This window comes from Acetobacter garciniae (assembly GCF_017377735.1).
Taxonomy (GTDB): Bacteria; Pseudomonadota; Alphaproteobacteria; order Acetobacterales; family Acetobacteraceae; genus Acetobacter; species Acetobacter garciniae.
Genome location: NZ_JAFVMH010000004.1, coordinates 266,306 through 282,415, shown reverse-complemented (window position 1 = coordinate 282,415; position 16,110 = coordinate 266,306). Strand labels below are relative to the sequence as shown.

At 56.5% G+C, this 16,110-nt stretch carries 13 protein-coding genes and 1 pseudogene; 8 read left to right on the top strand and 6 right to left on the bottom strand.

Annotated features, from left to right (window positions below; translation table 11 throughout):
* Nucleotides 1-231, bottom strand: a pseudogene (locus tag J2D77_RS10515) (hypothetical protein); the annotation flags it as partial.
* Nucleotides 232-1,347: 1,116 nt separating this feature from the next.
* Here J2D77_RS10515 and J2D77_RS10510 point away from each other — a divergent pair.
* Together J2D77_RS10510 and J2D77_RS10505 are read left to right on the top strand one after the other, a co-directional pair.
* Nucleotides 1,348-2,724: an LLM class flavin-dependent oxidoreductase gene (locus J2D77_RS10510; protein WP_207846235.1), complete on the top strand. Its 1,377-nt coding sequence runs from the start codon at nt 1,348-1,350 to the stop codon at nt 2,722-2,724.
* A 49-nt stretch (nt 2,725-2,773) separates the two neighbouring features.
* The gene (locus J2D77_RS10505) at nt 2,774-3,508 is read left to right on the top strand and encodes a class II aldolase/adducin family protein (RefSeq protein ID WP_207846234.1); all 735 of its coding nucleotides are present in this window, start codon (nt 2,774-2,776) and stop codon (nt 3,506-3,508) included.
* Between the two features lie 104 nt (nt 3,509-3,612).
* Here J2D77_RS10505 and J2D77_RS10500 read toward each other — a convergent pair whose 3' ends face one another.
* Nucleotides 3,613-4,713, bottom strand: a complete 1,101-nt coding sequence (locus tag J2D77_RS10500; protein WP_207846233.1) for an ABC transporter substrate-binding protein — start codon at nt 4,711-4,713, stop codon at nt 3,613-3,615.
* Nucleotides 4,714-4,876: 163 nt separating this feature from the next.
* Between J2D77_RS10500 and J2D77_RS10495 the strand changes: the two genes are divergently transcribed.
* From J2D77_RS10495 to J2D77_RS10480, 4 genes are all read left to right on the top strand, one after another.
* Nucleotides 4,877-5,680, top strand: a complete 804-nt coding sequence (locus J2D77_RS10495; protein ID WP_207846232.1) for an ABC transporter permease — start codon at nt 4,877-4,879, stop codon at nt 5,678-5,680.
* The gene (locus J2D77_RS10490; protein WP_207846231.1) at nt 5,680-6,504 is read left to right on the top strand and encodes an ABC transporter permease; all 825 of its coding nucleotides are present in this window, start codon (nt 5,680-5,682) and stop codon (nt 6,502-6,504) included. The genes J2D77_RS10495 and J2D77_RS10490 overlap by 1 nt, the downstream gene beginning before the upstream one ends.
* Nucleotides 6,501-7,313, top strand: coding sequence for an ABC transporter ATP-binding protein (locus tag J2D77_RS10485; RefSeq protein WP_207846230.1), 813 nt, complete (start codon nt 6,501-6,503; stop codon nt 7,311-7,313). Before J2D77_RS10490 ends, J2D77_RS10485 begins: the two co-directional genes overlap by 4 nt.
* A gap of 207 nt (nt 7,314-7,520) precedes the next feature.
* On the top strand, nt 7,521-9,914 hold the full coding sequence (locus J2D77_RS10480) for a TonB-dependent receptor (RefSeq protein WP_207846229.1): 2,394 nt from the start codon (nt 7,521-7,523) through the stop codon (nt 9,912-9,914).
* 83 nt (nt 9,915-9,997) lie between these two features.
* Here J2D77_RS10480 and J2D77_RS10475 read toward each other — a convergent pair whose 3' ends face one another.
* On the bottom strand, nt 9,998-10,876 hold the full coding sequence (locus tag J2D77_RS10475; RefSeq protein WP_207846228.1) for an ABC transporter substrate-binding protein: 879 nt from the start codon (nt 10,874-10,876) through the stop codon (nt 9,998-10,000).
* Between the two features lie 147 nt (nt 10,877-11,023).
* Here J2D77_RS10475 and J2D77_RS10470 point away from each other — a divergent pair, with 147 nt between their 5' ends.
* A complete protein-coding gene (locus J2D77_RS10470; protein ID WP_207846227.1) occupies nt 11,024-11,422 on the top strand; it encodes an ArsR/SmtB family transcription factor in 399 nt (132 codons plus the stop codon).
* A gap of 31 nt (nt 11,423-11,453) precedes the next feature.
* Here J2D77_RS10470 and J2D77_RS10465 read toward each other — a convergent pair whose 3' ends face one another.
* Together J2D77_RS10465 and J2D77_RS10460 are read right to left on the bottom strand one after the other, a co-directional pair.
* The gene (locus tag J2D77_RS10465; RefSeq protein ID WP_207846226.1) at nt 11,454-12,494 is read right to left on the bottom strand and encodes an ABC transporter substrate-binding protein; all 1,041 of its coding nucleotides are present in this window, start codon (nt 12,492-12,494) and stop codon (nt 11,454-11,456) included.
* Nucleotides 12,495-12,848: 354 nt separating this feature from the next.
* Nucleotides 12,849-13,487, bottom strand: coding sequence for a DUF1989 domain-containing protein (locus J2D77_RS10460; protein WP_207846225.1), 639 nt, complete (start codon nt 13,485-13,487; stop codon nt 12,849-12,851).
* Between the two features lie 282 nt (nt 13,488-13,769).
* Between J2D77_RS10460 and J2D77_RS10455 the strand changes: the two genes are divergently transcribed.
* A complete protein-coding gene (locus J2D77_RS10455; protein ID WP_207846224.1) occupies nt 13,770-14,693 on the top strand; it encodes a LysR family transcriptional regulator in 924 nt (307 codons plus the stop codon).
* Nucleotides 14,694-14,742: 49 nt separating this feature from the next.
* Here J2D77_RS10455 and J2D77_RS10450 read toward each other — a convergent pair whose 3' ends face one another.
* Nucleotides 14,743-16,104, bottom strand: a complete 1,362-nt coding sequence (locus J2D77_RS10450) for an amino acid permease (RefSeq protein ID WP_207846223.1) — start codon at nt 16,102-16,104, stop codon at nt 14,743-14,745.
* Nucleotides 16,105-16,110 lie beyond the last annotated feature (6 nt).

The window sequence follows — 16,110 nt, the reverse complement described above, 5'->3', positions numbered from 1 at the left end:
TCGGGGGAGAATTCCGCGTAGCAACGCTGAGTGAGGGACGCGCCACCCGCCCAACCATCCGCGCATCGCGTTGGCGACGAATTCGGGGCCCTTATCAAACCGGATATACTCAGGGGACCCATGCTCGATGAACAGATCGGCCAGCATGTCGATTAAATCGTTCGACCGGAACTGCCGCAGCTGCAGCATCGCCCGACGTTCCCGATTGAACTTATTGATGATGTTGAGCATCTGGTATCTGCGGCGGTTGTGTGTCCGACGATGCAAGGGGGCGACGCACGATCTGCCGCCCATAGCCAGCGCTGTTTGGGTTGCCTCTTCAGAATCTTGAGAGCCTCTCGTCGCTCCTGCTTCGAAAGCGAGGGGGCTGATACCACGCAGATATGAAAGGCATCGCTGTGGATTGTAGAAGCCATTGATATACAGATGACTGGCACAACGTTACACGTCCAAGGCGTTCCTGTAGCGCGCTGATGCCGCGCTTTATGCGGCCAAACGGGCTAGAGGTGAAGCTGGGTCGTAACTCTGCTCAGGTCCCTGGCGTATTATCGCAAATAGGCTACAGGTTCCGATATCCCGTTACTCTAAATCCTCAATGGATGTTCGGTAAAGGCATCTTCATGCTCGAAATAATAGTCGAGCTAGGCATATGATTTGTGACGGCTCGGGCGTTTCACAGCAGTGAATTCCATCTTACTCAATGGACTACCCTAGAGCACCCAACCGCATAGGCATCGGGGATTACAACCACGAAAGAGCGGCGAGGATATCCGAACCGTCACGCGACGTCGCCGCCGACGCAGGTTTGCCCATTTTTGACTATAACGACTGCCTCAACGGGCACACGCTCTGGAATCTTACCCATGCGCGCCTGGTCATCGAAGCCTGACACGCCAATAGCCGAGTCCCATTTCGGTAATGAGATGTCATGGCCGCTCAGGGTCAGCTTGCAGCTTTTGTCACGTCTGCCGGATAGACGCGAAGTTGACAATGTGCCGCCGCGCCAGATCGACGCTCAGATCGCCAGAGGTGAAGAGTGGGGCCCTTCCGTCTGCACGGCATGACACCAGCGCACATTAACACGAAATAAATGTTATATAAAAATATGTATCATTTATTGACACGATATATGATGTGTATAATGGTGCGTGTGTCGCGAGATAATGCGCATAAGGAATCGTTGTTGGCGTGAGAAGGGGCGGGTTTCGCAGCGGCAGCCAGGTCGGGTGCGATAACTGGTGCGTGTTCTTGCATACGATAACGAACGCCCGGTCATGCGTCTTTTCGTTCACATCGCGCCATCGGTCCATACTGACGCAAGCGATGGCTTATCGGAGGACTTTAACCATGAGTATCGCCAGAGACAAAAATGGTGAAAAGCGCAAGCTTGTGCTGGGTGCTTTTCTGACGCGTTACGGGCATCATCCCGGCGCGTGGCGACAGCCTGAATCAGTAACCGGTGGCGGACCGAATTTCGACTATTGGCTACGGCTCGTGCAAACCGCCGAGCGGGGCAAGTTTGATACCGTGTTCCTGGCCGATTTTGTCGGCGCGAATGGTGCTGAGCTGTCCGGTTATGAAAAAGGACATGGTTTTCACGGCTTCGAACCGTTATCGCTGATCTCGGCTCTGGCAGTTGCGACCCGTGATATCGGCCTTGTCGCCACCGTGAACACCAATTTCACGCACCCTTATACGCTTGCGCGGACCATTGCCTCAATCGATCACCTGAGCAGGGGCCGTGTCGGGTGGAATGTCGTGTCCTCTCTTTCGCCCGGTTCGATCAAGACATTCGGTGTCAAGGAGCCACTCGATCATGCAGCGCGCTATGTCCGGGCGACAGAGTTTATCGAAGTGGCCAAGAAACTTTGGGACAGTTGGGATGATGACGCCTTCGACCATGCCGACAAGGCCAGCGGACGTTTTCTGGACCCTGCCCAGGGCTATCCGGTTCACCACCACGGTCGGTATTACGACGTGGACGCCCTGCTTGACCTGCCGCGGCCCATCCAAGGGTACCCGGTTTTCGTCCAGGCGGGAAGTTCCGATACCGGGCGGGACTTCGCAGCCCGGCATGCGGAAATGATCTATGTCGCCGCGCAGTTCTTTGACGACGCCAAGGAATATTATGACGACGTGAAAAGTCGCATGGCGCAGTGGGGCCGCACGCCAGACCAGATGAAGATCACGCCGGGCCTGTCCTTCTCGATCGGGCGTACTGCCGAGGAAGCCCAGGAAAAATTCGAGAAATTGCAGGAAGCCGTCAATTTCTCGGGCCCTGTCGAACTGATGGGCGTCGACCTGACAGGCTACCCGCTCGATGGTCCTTTGCCAGCCGATATTCCCGTGCCCGAAAATGGCAGGGGGCGCTGGCAGCAGGTGGTGCGCCTGGCGGAGCGGGAAAAGCTGAGCATCAGACAGCTTGTTTTGCGCTATAACGTCGTGCGCGGCCACAGGGTGGTAATTGGCACCCCCAGCCAGGTTGCGGACCAGATCGAAGACTGGTTCGTGCGTGGCGTGGTGGACGGGTTCAATCTTATTTCACCACTCAATCCCAGCTTTTTGGAAGAATTCGTGGACCTGGTCGTCCCGGAATTACAGCGGCGCGGCCTGTTCCGTACCGAATATGAAGGCAGCACATTGCGTGAGCGGCTGCGCCTCCCGCGCCCCGCCAACCAGCATGACCACGTGCTGGCACACAAGCCCCAGGCCGTTCCAGCCTGAAAAGACGGTTTGCGTATGACCGCATCCATTCAACCCAAGGATAAGAGACATGAGCACAGTGCTTTCTGAAGACCGACCCGCCACGACGCTGAACGCCTCTGTCGCGGCATTTGTAGACACCGTCAAGGCGGAAGCCAAACGGGCGTTCGAAGCGTTCCGTTCGACCGGGACCATCACTGCCGCGGGGACCGTGGGGTTTGTCGAGCGTGTACCCGGTGAAAACCTGGCGGTCGCGGTCAGCTACCCCGGTCCGTTCGAACCTGAACAGGCACTGAGTGCGTCTGTTTTCGATCTACAGGGCAAGCTGGTCGCCGGCAAGTCGGGCGGTTTGGAACGCTATGCCAGTGTCCTGCGCGAACATCCTGACATTACAAGCATCAGCCACGTTCATGCCCCCAGTCTGGGGGCGTGGGCGCAGACCCATCGTTCCTTTCCGTTCCATTATGTGCCTGTGCAGCGTTTTCGCCTGGCCCGTGAACTGCCGGTTTATATAGACCGTCGCCAGGGGGAAGATGACTTCATTCTCGAAACGCTGGCGCGCGCTCCCGGCACGCCGGGCATTATCGAGGCCAATGGTGGGGCAACGGTCTGGGGCTGGAAGGGGCTGCGTGACCTTGCGGAGTTGATCCTGTTGCTTGAGGAAGGGGCAGATATCCAGATTCGCGCACAGGCTATCGGGGGTTCCCGCCCGTTCGGGCCCGGCGTGCTGCGCCAGCAGTGGAAAAGAAGCGGACTGTACGAGCGCGCCAAGGCCGAACATCTTCTGCCGGCAACCGATCTGTAACGTCGAGGTCTCAACCCGACCAGCGTGTTTCCACTGGCCGCAATGCAGCCAGTGGATGCGCAAGAACGTGTATCGCCCCGCAGCTTTGCGGGGCGATTGCGTTTTCAGGGGGTTTTGGACGTGGCGGCCTGACCGTCGGCGTTCAGAACTGGCCAGAAAACCTGTTCAGATTGCTCGGCCAGCGCCTTGTGCACGAAGCGCTTGTCCAGCAGATCGTCCGGGGCGACCGTGTGCCGGATCAGATGGCTGTCAAAGGCGAATTGCGAAACATCGCGGTAGTGCTGGACGATGTAATCGTCGAACAAGGGAGAAAGCACGACATTAAGGGATTTGTTGGCCCAGGCCTGTTCCCTCAATTGCGGGGGTAGGTTGCGTGTTACGGCGGCTATGTCCAGATAAGCCTGCCGGTTTTCGGGCTGCGCGTAAAAATATGCGCCTTTGACCAGGGCCGTGACAATCTGCTGGGTCAGTTCCGCATGGTGCTGAAGGAAATCCTGCTGCCCGAAAAGCCCTGTTCCGAACTTCCATGAAAGGGGTTCCTCAGCGGTGGACCAGATCACGCGGGCCAGGCCACGTGCCTGCAGCGTCAGCCCGTTCAGCGTGACCTGTCCATCTACATGGCCGGAGGCAACAGCCGCGTCACCATCCGACATCACCAGGTTATGCACCTGGAAATCCGACAGGGAGAGGTTTTTCTGCCGTAGAAAGCGCGCAAAGGCCAATGTCCATGGCCGACCGACATTAAGCGCCAGCTTATGGCCCTTCAGATCTTCTACTGTCCTGAAAGGGGACGCGGTGGGCACAACCAGGTATGAATCGTTCGCGCCACGGCTTGCGGGAAGCACCAGACGGATATCAAGCCCGGCAGCCCGGGCGATCACGGCGGGAAAGTCGCCGTATAATGCCAGATCGATCTCGCGTGCCGCGAAGGCCTGATTGATGTCAGGCCCGGCATTGATGAAATAGCGCCAATCCACGCGCGTGCCCTGTGCTGCCACGGCCTTGTTCAGAAGATCGAGCGTGACCGGGCCCAGCGTGCCCGAGGCATCGACCGGGTTGCCTGTCGCATCAAAAACACGGGGTATGCCGATACGTACCGTGTCCGGTGTGCCCGCACGGGCCTTGGGCAAACCCGTCAGTATGGCGCCAGACGCGCCGATAAAGGCGCGGCGCGACACCAGATAGCGGCTTGGTTTTTTTTGCATGATACGTCCAGTCTCCTTTTGCCTGTGCCGATGGAAAGGGCATTCCGCGTGATCGTGCGGGGCATAATAACACATTATAACGTTATATTTTTTAATTTATCATTGTAGAATCGTCAAATCATGATAATGTCTGAAAATATTCTGCACATTAATCAGAACCACCATGCCCATAATGCAAAACCATGCGAATTCCTTACGTATCGCCAGGGTCGGGACCGTTCTGCGCGCGGTCCTGCCCGCATTGCTGACGACCGGCGCAGTGCTGGCCGCCTGGCAGGCGCTGTGCTGGAGCGGGCGCTTTCCACCGCCGGTCCTGGTCGCGCCGAGCGATGTCTGGGCAACGCTGGCCGATCTCGCACGCAATGGAGATCTGGCGCGCAACTGGCTTGCATCCATCAGGCGTGTGGTTCTGGGGGTTGCCGTGGGCGGTCTTGCAGGCTTCCTGTTCGGTATTCTGTGCGGCACGCAACCGCGCTTGTGGCGTCAGGTCGCCCCCAGCTTTGCGGGCCTGCGGCAGGTTCCCTTCATTGTGCTTGGTCCGCTCCTGATCATGGTGTTCGGTATCAACGAGACATTCATTGTATTCATGCTGGCGGTGGCCACGTTCTTTCCGCTGGCGTTGGCCGTCATCGACGGTTTGCAAAATGTTTCGGGCCGTTATGAAGAGGTCACCTTTCTGCTCCAACTCGGCGCCCGCGACCGTTTTCGGCTGCTGTACCTGCCCGCTATCCTGCCCGCATTGCTCACGGGCAGCCGTATTGCCTTGAACAGGTGCTGGGGACTGGTCGTGGCGGCGGAACTTTTTGGCGCGTCTTCAGGGCTGGGGCAGATGATGAACGAGGCGCGGGAGATGTTCGATATCGGCACTGTCATGGCAGGCGCCATTGTCACGACCGCCACCGGCCTGTTGCTGGACATGGCGCTGCGCACAAGTGCGGCCCGTGTCATGTATTGGAAACATCGGTAATGGTGTATCTTTCATCACAGGCCAAAGCCCTTGCCGACAGCACGGTCTCGCGCGCCTGGCGTGCTGTAACCGGTACGGGACTATTGCTGCCGCTGTCAGTGCTGCTGGTCTGGCAGCTTGCCGATCGCCATGGGGGGGAAGGTATTCCCAACCCTGCGGCCCTGGCTGCAACATTCCTGCATCTTGTCAGGGAAAGTGCTTTTTGGTGGGCGCTGCTGGCGTCGATCCGGCGGGTGATGATCGGCTTTGCATGCGGAGCGCTGGTGGGGGTTGCCACCGGCCTGGCGCTGGGCGGTCTATCCTGGATGCGCTGGCTTTTCGGGCCTGTCGTATCGCTATGGCGCTATATGCCGATTTTCAGCCTTATTCCCTTGCTGGTGTTGTGGCTGGGGCTTGGGGAGCCAGCAAAGCTGGTGCTTGTGGCGCTGGCGACAAGCGTGCCGGTGACACTCAGCACTTACGAAGGTATGCGCGTCATTCCGCAAAAATACCAGGACGTTGCGGATATGTTCGGCCTGACCTTCTGGGTGCGGCTGAAACTGCTCCTGCTGCCTGCGGCCTTGCCGTTTGTGGCCAACGGATTGCGGCAGGGGCTTGCCTTTGCGTGGATGGCGACCGTGGTATCGGAACTGTTTCTCTCAAGTGGCGCGGGTCTGAGCGAACTTATCGTCGCGGGGCAGGAACAGTTCCGCCCTGACCTGATGCTGATCGGTATCGCCGTGATTGCCATCACGGGTATTGCCCTGAACAAGGCGCTCGACCGGCTTATTCATTATGCCGTGCCCGGAGCGCAGCTATCAATCGCAGGAGAAAGCAGATCATGAGCGCGTCCGTGCTCCATTTGCGTCAGAGCCCCTTTGTGGCGCCGTTGTCAGGCAAGGATGTCGTGCTGGAGGGTGTCAGCAAGGCATTCAGCATGAATGGCAAGGACATGCCGGTCCTGCGTGACATCACGCTGCATGTCAAGGCCGGTGAATTTGTCAGTATCGTCGGGGCCAGTGGCTGCGGTAAATCGACCCTTTTGCGGATCATCGCCGGGCTGGAAAAGACATTTGACGGCATTGTCCAGATCGGCGGGCAGGGGGTGGAAGCGCCGACACGCGATTGCGGGCTTGTTTTCCAGGATCATCGGCTGTTCCCGTGGTTGACTGTGCGGCAAAACATCGCAATGGCGTTACGATCCAACCGGGAACTGAGCACGCAAGGCAAGGCCGATCTGGTTCAAAGTCATATCGCGCTTGTCAAACTGGACGGTTTTGAAAACGCTTATCCCGACCAGTTGTCGGGCGGCATGGCGCAACGCGCCGCCATTGCCAGGGCCTTGGTCACGTCCCCTTCCGTCCTGCTGCTGGATGAACCTCTGGGCGCGGTTGACGCCCTGACAAGGTTGCACCTGCAACGGGAACTGCAACGCCTGTGGATGACGCGCCGCACCACCATGATCATGGTGACCCACGACATCGAGGAAGCCCTTCTGCTGGGCGACAGGGTGGTCATTCTCCAGCCCCGGCCGGGGCGAATACACAGCGTGCTCGAAATCCACACGCCGCGTCCCCGTACGGGGGAGGAAACAACCCTGCTCGCGGCCAAAAGGCGAATACTGGATGCGCTGAATGTCGGAAACGACGAATAAACCACGCATTAGCCGATAATTTTCCGTTTTCTGTTTCAAGGTGCTGTTTGTCGCGTGCCCACGGGGCACACGGCAATGCAGGCTTGCGCGCATGCGATTTAAGCCGATAAATCACGGTCAATAATTTTATATAAAAACATATACTAACTAATTATGTTGTTTTATATAAAAGGCGACTCGTTATCGTGTTTAAGCGTGGAGCATCTGATGAAACAGTTTTTCGGGCATTCTCGCGTTGTTTTTCTCGCCTTTACCGTCATTGCATCCCACATCGAACCGGCATCCGCCGCAACATCCGCCACCCCCGTCACGCCACCCAAACCCGCCACACCGCAAAAGGAACGGCGTAAGCAGGCGGCGGCACCCGTCGCTGCCACGGGGGAGGAGCAGGTCTCCGTCGTCGCACAAAGGCGGCGGCAGGACGCCCAGAGTGTGCCGATCGCGCTGAATGTGATTTCGGGCGATCAGACGCAGCGTGACGCCCAGCTTTTAAGAACAAACGATATCGTCAAGATGATTCCGAATGCCTCTGCTGCCACGACGGAAGGTCCGGAGCGCCCGCGCTGGTTCATGCGTGGTATCGGCACGAACAGTGTCAACGCCAATACGGTCAACCCTGTGGGCATCTATTATGACGAGGTTTACATCGCCAACGTCTATAACCAGGGTTTTCCGCTTTTCGATCTCGATCATGTGGAAGCCTTGCGCGGGCCGCAGGGCACGCTGTGGGGTAAGAACGCCAATGGCGGCGCCATCAATTTCATCTCCAAGGCCCCGTCATTCACGCGTGATGATTATGTAAAATTCGGCTATGGCAGCTTCAACCATTCCCAGGAGCAGTTTGCCGCGGGTGGGACGCTCATACCCGACAAGCTGGCCGGGCGCATTTCCTTTTATGCCGATAACAGCGATGGCTGGCAAAAAAACCTTTACGACAACAAGACGCTGGGTGCCGGGCTGGATACGGCAGCGCGCGGGCAGCTTCTGATCAAGGCAAGCAGTAACGTGGATGTTCTGCTCAACGCCCATTTCCGCCGGTTTGACGGAACGGTCATGCCGCAGCAATATACGGCCGATACGACAAGAAATGTCAGCGGTTTCGGGAATGCGGGCACTGTCTATGTCCCGGGATACAACACGCCATCGGCCGTACAGAAACTGCCTTATGACCGCGTATATACCTTGTCCGATCAGGAATTCGTTCAGGAAACAGGCGGGTTTGCCAAGGTGACATGGCGGCAGCCGGCCTTTACGCTTACCTCCATCACCGCGGTTGAAGGCAATGACCGCAGCCAGGGTGGTTCAAACCCCAATATCGCCCCACTTGTGGGGAATACGCCGTATATGCGCGCCTACAGCACGGGCAATTACTGGCAGGCGACGGAAGAACTGCGGATCGCGTCACGGCAGAACCAGCGGCTGACCTGGATGGCCGGCCTGTTCGGCATGCTTGAACATCTCGATAGTGTCAACGCCACGGCCTATTACCAGAGTCCGGTCAACGCGGCGGGTGTGTCGCAGCCATTTTCCATCCCACCTTATGCCAACGACACCTATCACCAGAACTGGAAAAACGGCTCGGTGTTCGCCAATGCCGGTTATAATATTACCTCCCGGCTCAAGGTCAGCAGCGGATTGCGCTGGTCTATCGAAGGGATCGATATCCAGAACGGATATTACGCGACACCGCTTAGCGGCAGTGCGGGAAGTCCGCTGGCCAGCCTGCAGCAGCTTCCCGCGGGGGCGTCCAATATCTATTCGCAGCGAAGCCACAATACATTCCGGAACTGGAATGCCGATTTCACGGTGCAGTATACCGTGAACACGCATGCCATGGCTTATTTCCGCTTTGCTTCGGGTAAGATGCCGGGCAATTACAGCTTTACGGGATATGCCAGGGTACCGGGTGAAAGCTTTTCGGCTGTGCAGCTGACGCAGATCAACCCCGAGACAATCAATTCCTACGAGCTGGGTGTAAAAACCCGTTGGCTGAACCGCAAGTTGACCCTGAATGCGGATATATTCCGCTACGATTATGCGAACGCCCTGGTCAATGTGCCCACCAGTATCGGTAACGGTATCACGACCGTGATTTTCCGCAATGCGGGCCAGGCGCTTATTCAGGGGGCGGAGGTCCAGGCCCTGGCCGATCCCATTCCCGATCTGCATCTGGGGGTCAATCTTGGTGTGCTGTACACCCGCTATACGTCCGAGGATTCCTCGTCCGATGGGATTCTGGGCGCGCAATTACCCCGTTCTCCGCATATCACGCTGAACGGCTTTGCCCGCTATGACATTCACCTGCCAACCGGTGCGCTTACCGTTGGGGCGGACTTCCAGTATTATGCGCGGCAGTATTTCTTCCCGACCCTTTCGTCGCAGACGACGGACCCGCTTTTGCAGCAGAAAGCCTACAGCCTGCTCAACACGCATCTGACATGGTTCCCGCTTGACGCGAAGCGGCTATCCTTTGACGTGTCGGTGTTGAATATCGCCAATACGCATTACGACACGCTGACGATCACCCCCGTCAACGGCCTGGCGTCGAGCATTCTGGGCCAGCCTCGGAGCTTCTTCATTCAGGGCATGTATCATTTCTAGGCAAGGCGCCGGCCAGGTAGGGCGATATGCGTGGCGGCGCGCGCTGCTTTTGCCGGTCGGTCAGGCCGGTAGCCGACAGGCAGTCAGGCCAGTAAATTGACCTGCTGGTCCAGAACGTGATGGGCGAAAAGCACGTCAGCTTCTTCCTGTAATTCGTGCAGGATCGTGGTGTTGATATGATGGATGCTCCAGTCCCGCGCCACAATGGCGCGCTGCCAGGCACGGCGCAGGCCCTGGCTGGTGTCATCCGCCGCCAGAATATAGGCGGCCTGTGCGACATTCTGCGGGATTTCACGGCTCAGACGTTCCAGCCCCTCGAAAAAACGGGCCAGGGTATAGGTGCCGATCTTTTTCGCGCGCGTGGTCCAGAAGACGGACCGGTTGGGGATCAGCGCATCCGAGCCGTGCAGCAGGCGCATGTTGCCCGTTGTCAGGGCATAGTCCTGATACGGGGCCAGCGTGACCAGCGCATCGATCCGGGCCTGTTGCAGGGCGGCCAGGCCCTCGGCCGGCAGGACGTCGCACATGGTGACGTCGTTCAGGTTCAGTCCTGATTTTTCAAGAGCCCTGGCCAGCAGGTAGGTCTGGAAGGATCCCCGCGCCAGCCCGACCGTCTTGCCCGCCAGGTCCTGCATGCTTTGGATGGGTGAGTCCGACAAGACGACCAGCGCGCCATCCCGCCGGCGCTGGGCGGAGGCCGCAAGAAACGTGACATCCAGCCCGGTGGAGGCGGCAAAAATCGGCACTGTGGAACTGGTGCCGCAAAGATCGATCTCACCCGCGGCAAGAAGGGCAGCACTCTCGCGCCCATTCGCATAGCGGACGAATTCGATATCGAGATCGTGGAACGCGCCCTCCCAGCGTGTGGCGAGGAGCAGGTGCAGATTGGTCGGATGGACCCCGATACGAAGGGGCTTACCGCCCCTGATGACCGCAGGAGCGCAGAGGGAGGAGGCATTCATGCGACGCATTATATCGACACGCCCAGCGGATTCCAGCCGATAAAGCAGAACAACCCAGGAACGGGTTGCGGTACGGGCCGTAATTAAGCATAGTTCCGGCGTGGAATTATGAGACCGGCACCGTCACGAGATCCAAAAGGTCGATTCATGACAAAAATTGCAGACGATCAGCCTGCCGACGATGCGCTCGAACTGCTCAAGCAGCTTGCCAATCCCAACCGCCTGGCCATTGTGGGCAGCCTGCTTGAAGGCCCCCGCTCGGTTGCGGAACTGGAACTGGTCCTGTCCATTCGCCAGCCCACCTTGTCGCAGCAGATCACTTCTCTGCGCGAAGCGGGGCTGATAGAAGGGCGGCGCGAAGGCCGCCATACGATCTATTTCCTGTCTGACGAACGGGTGGCTTTCGTCATGCGGTTCCTTGCCGACCTGTATCCGGATCTTTTGCCCGCGCAGCTGCGTGTATTGCCACCTTTTGGCAATATGAACTGCGCGGACCTGCCTGATATGATCGTCAATATGCGGCTTTCCGCGCAGGATGTGTACTAGAACGGGCCGGTTGCTTGACGGGCCCGTTTTTTCAGGCCGACAAGGCCAGGGTCGCGGCTTCCTGCAAGGGGCGTGCATCGATCCATGAATGGATATCAAAATCCGCCTTGAGAAAACCGTGCTGGAGAAGGAAATTTTTCTGGATTTCCAAAGCATTGATCCATTCGGGATTCAGCCGTATTTCCAGGCTGTGCGGCAAGCCCGCGCCATAGGCCGCCTGGGCGGCTGATGCGGTCGTGCTGGTTTCACGCCCTACGATTTCAAAGACCTGCTGTTCATGCGTTTTTGCCCATAACGCCGCGCGTTGCAGCACGGCAAGGTAACGCGCCACCAGATCGGGCCGCGTCCGGGCAAAAAGGCGGTCGACCGTGACCGGGCGCGGCGTTCCGTTATTGATCTTGAGCGTCTTGTCCGTGAAAGCGTTGATATCGGCGATAATTCGCAACCCATGTTCGCGTTGCAGCGCCACGGCTTGCGCGCCCTTGGTGTAGATGGCATCGGCCTGACCGCTGAGCAATGCGTCGGCAATGACATCGCGCCAGGGTCTGGTATCGCCGCCGCTTTGCGCAAAACGGGTCGGGCCGGCCTTGATTTCGCGTATCGTGACGTCGTCCAGGGTCAACCCCTCACTCGCCAGAACGGAGACATAGCCGTGCAGCGCCATTGCGCGGGCAAAGTCGATCGTATCATCCGGGCGTGTCGGCAGGGCCAGGCTTTTGCCAGCCAGATCCGCGACGCTGAAAATGGGGCTCTCGGGCCGGACCAGAATGAACTGCGCCTCATCCACCCAGGTCAGCCCTACAACGACAGTATCCTGCCCCCGTGCGCGGGCCCATATGGCCGGTATGTTCCCGCCCTCGCGGAACAGGCCGAATAGGTGATGGTTGAAATGCGCGCTGCGCACGTGTTCTTCCGGAGAGTCGCGCAGGGACCGCAGTTCGATGCCTTGTTCGCGAAAACTTGCCGCCAGCCAGCCCTTTTCCAGGGCGATACCGGTCGCGGTGGGAACGGGGCAGCGCGTATACCAGATTGATGAAACGGCGGGGGAGGAGGGAGAAAGACGGTCCGACATGACGTTATCCTTCACGTGCCTAAGCACAATCTATGAACGTCATATATATAAATAGAACGCTTTTAATGAGTCAATAATATTATTAAATATACAGTTTCCTTCGTAAATATGGCAGTCTCACACATCTCCCTCAAATCACTGACGAGAGCGGCATGATGGCGGCGAGAAGCGCCACCCGAAAGAGCAAGAAACATCGAAATTACAGACTGACGATCTCGGGCAATGACGGTAGCTCAAAGCTTCAGTTGGCCTGTCCCGTTCCGCCTTCGGGCTACGCTCAGCAGCCCTGTCGCCGAAAAGCTTTCCCCTCGGGCTCCATCGGGGTCATCCGGGACAAGGCCTGTTCCGGGTTGTTCAGGCGGAGATAATCACTTCAATCGGTGTTGGCCCGAAACCTGCGGCCGGATTGTTTTGCTGAGGGCAGTTGGAGATGACGGCAACAACCGGCATTTCCGCTTTGAGGGTTACATAATCGCCCGCTTTCGAAATGCCGTCGGTGATATTGAGAGTTCCTTCTGCATCGAACTTTACACGCATGAAAAAGTTGATGTTCGAAACAATTTCCGACGGGCCTAGCGCCCATCGCGATAACTCGGAAATAAAGTTGGTGCGGCAGCTTTCGGTCTTTGTGACATTATAGCGCACCTTATCAATCTCGCAGCTGCAACAGCCAGCCTGGGTGTCATGAAAGCCGCAAGTATCCTCGACTACCGAGAACATAACCTTCGCAAGGTCGGAATATATCTTCGCATCTTTTGTAATATATAGAGATTTATTGAGTTTATTCGTATTGGGAAGGTTAATGCGGTCGATTGGCAAACCAGCGCTGTAACACAGAAAATCGACCGCCTGTTGCCCTTCGAGATCGACAATCGTCAGATATTGACCAGGCGCCAATTGGCGGGACCAGGGCTCTTTAGCTGCCACCGTTTCCCTATGAATGATCTGCGTGCCTTTTGGCAGGGTTAGCGTCGGCATTCCAATATCTCCCATTGCTGAAACCTTCCCCACCATACGGCATCGGAGGTCTGCGGGATAAGTCCTTCGTGGGATATTCATAGTTCAACGGTCATTGATCCATGTTTGAGGTTTCTGCGTTGGCTGGCGGGAAAGACAGTTTCGAGGTTCGTAAAAATTCACACTGCCAAAAAAAGCCAGCCTGACGATGTGAATGACAGGAAGGTTAGGCTGATTTGGGATTATCAATTTCCTGATATTATAATCGGAAAATGGCATGGTATAATAACCACTACCGTTGTTTCACGGGAGACAATTATGCGTTTCGAACAGCCGGACCTGCATCTCCTGCGCGTGTTGTTGACCGTTGTCGAATGCGGCAGTTTTCGTGCAGCACAATCGCATCTTGGTTGTCGCGCTTCGGCGATCAGCATGAATATCAAGAAGCTGGAAACGCGCCTCGGCTTTTCCGTGTGCCAGCGTGGTCGCTCCGGCCTGAGGTTGACCCCAAGGGGAGAGGTCGTCGTAGAAGCCGCCCGCCGTTTTGTCGGAGCTGCAAACGACTATAACGTCGCCATTGCCCGGGCACGTGAACGCGCCTTTGGGGAAGTCAAAATCTGCGTTTGCGATGCTCTTCAGTCGAGCAGTAGCTTTTCACTTTCGGCTATCCTCGACACTTACGTCAAAACGTATCCCAGTATCCAATTATCCGTAGATATTCTGGATCCCACCGAAATCGAACGCAGGGTGCTCGATAGCGGCTATGATATCGGCATTGCTCCCTCTTTCCACAGTTTCGACGGCTTGCTTTACGATCCGCTGATGGGTGAGACCAATATTCTGGTCTGTGCCAAAGGGCACAGATTATTTGACAAGACCATGGAGTGTTCGCTTGAGGAACTGACCGACGTTCCCAGCCTATTCAGGGACTATCTGACGCAAACCAGCCGCAAATCAATCCCGTTCCGTGGGCGGATCACAGCACACGTCAATTCGATCGAAGCCGCTATGCTGCTGATTCGATCAGGTGCCTATGTTGGCTACCTTCCGGAACACGTTGCCAGATCTCTGATTGCGAAAGGCGAGCTGCGTGAACTAACATCGGAAGCGCGATATACGTCGACTATATCGGCAATCTACAAGAAAAATCACCTATCGGTCGAGATCCGGCGCCTGATCTCCTGCATCGTCTCGGCCACCCGGAACCCAGACGCAGGGCGCACTGACCCAATGGAGCGATAGTGCGGCCCGCGTTCTGAGCCGGTTTGACCCCCGCACGATGTAAGCAGGGTCAGATTTTGGCTGGGGCCATATAAAGCCGGTAGAAAAAATAGGTGCCTGTTACCAGAATACCGCAGACCACCGCTTCTGCCCGCATATTCTCATCAAAGAAAAGGCAGATCGATGTGCCAAAGATCATGAGCGCTGCAATGAACGCCCCTATCACGCTGTATGATGAGACGACATCATTTCTGGTTTTTACGCAACGCAGAAAAGACGTGGTAATCAGGAAATAGACAATCAGAACAACACATCCGCTGGAATTAAGAAGAAAATCAAAGGCTCGGGAGCTGACAAAAAATGCAAACAGAACCATAGTCATACTGACGAGAGAACACATCAGGATGGCATGGAAGGGTGACCCGGCTTCCTTCCCCATAAAGATTCGTGGCGCATGAGAGGCACTCTCCAAGCTCACCAAAACGCGAGAACTGATATAGATACTGGAATTAAGGCACGAGACCAGTGTCAAGACGATCACGGCGTTTATGACTATAACCATATAGTCGAAGCCCATATTTTTAAACGCGGCCGCAAATGGAGATTGCCCGGGCTGAAGGCTATTGCTTGGCAGAATAAGCAACACGAAAAAAATTGGCAGAAGATAAAATCCCGCCATTCTGATACCGACGAGCCGTGACAGCCAGGCGAGTTGTTCACTGGAGCAATCTGTATCTTTGGTCGTAAGAGTAATAACTTCTGACCCAGCCATGGTAAACATGATGATGGGTACACTATATAATGTTGCACGAATGCCATTAGGGAAAAAGGGTTTTCCAATCAGATTGACACCAAAAGCATTTTTGATGGTGTAAAAATCCGAAGCAAGAAACCAGATGCATATGAGACAGAAGCATACAATAAACGTGATCTTAAATAACGTGAGTATAAATTCTATTTCTCCAAACAGCCTGGTCGATATGATATTTATCGCTGTGACAAACACAATCAGAAGAAGTGCTGTCAGCCATACGGGTGACGATACATAGGGTTGGAGTATTTCGCCGCCTCCCAAGGCTTCAACCGCCATGACCATGACCCAGTAAAGCCAATAAAGCCACCCACTGACGAAGACAGACCATGCCCCGTTTCCGGCACCGATATAATACAGGAATGAGCCACGCCCCGGATCGACGCGCATTTGTTCGGACAAGGTCTTCATGACCAGGAACACCAGAAGGCCTGCATAAAGTATACTTATGAGAACCGACGGGCCTGCCTGCCGTATTCCGGCCCCGCTCCCAACCAGCAGGCCTATACCGATCATGCCCCCCAGGGCGATCATCGTAACATGCCGGCCGCCCAATGGCTTTTCAAAGTCCGGGCTGGCATCCAGTATGTTATCCGCATTCTGGTCGGGTCTATACGTCACGGGCCA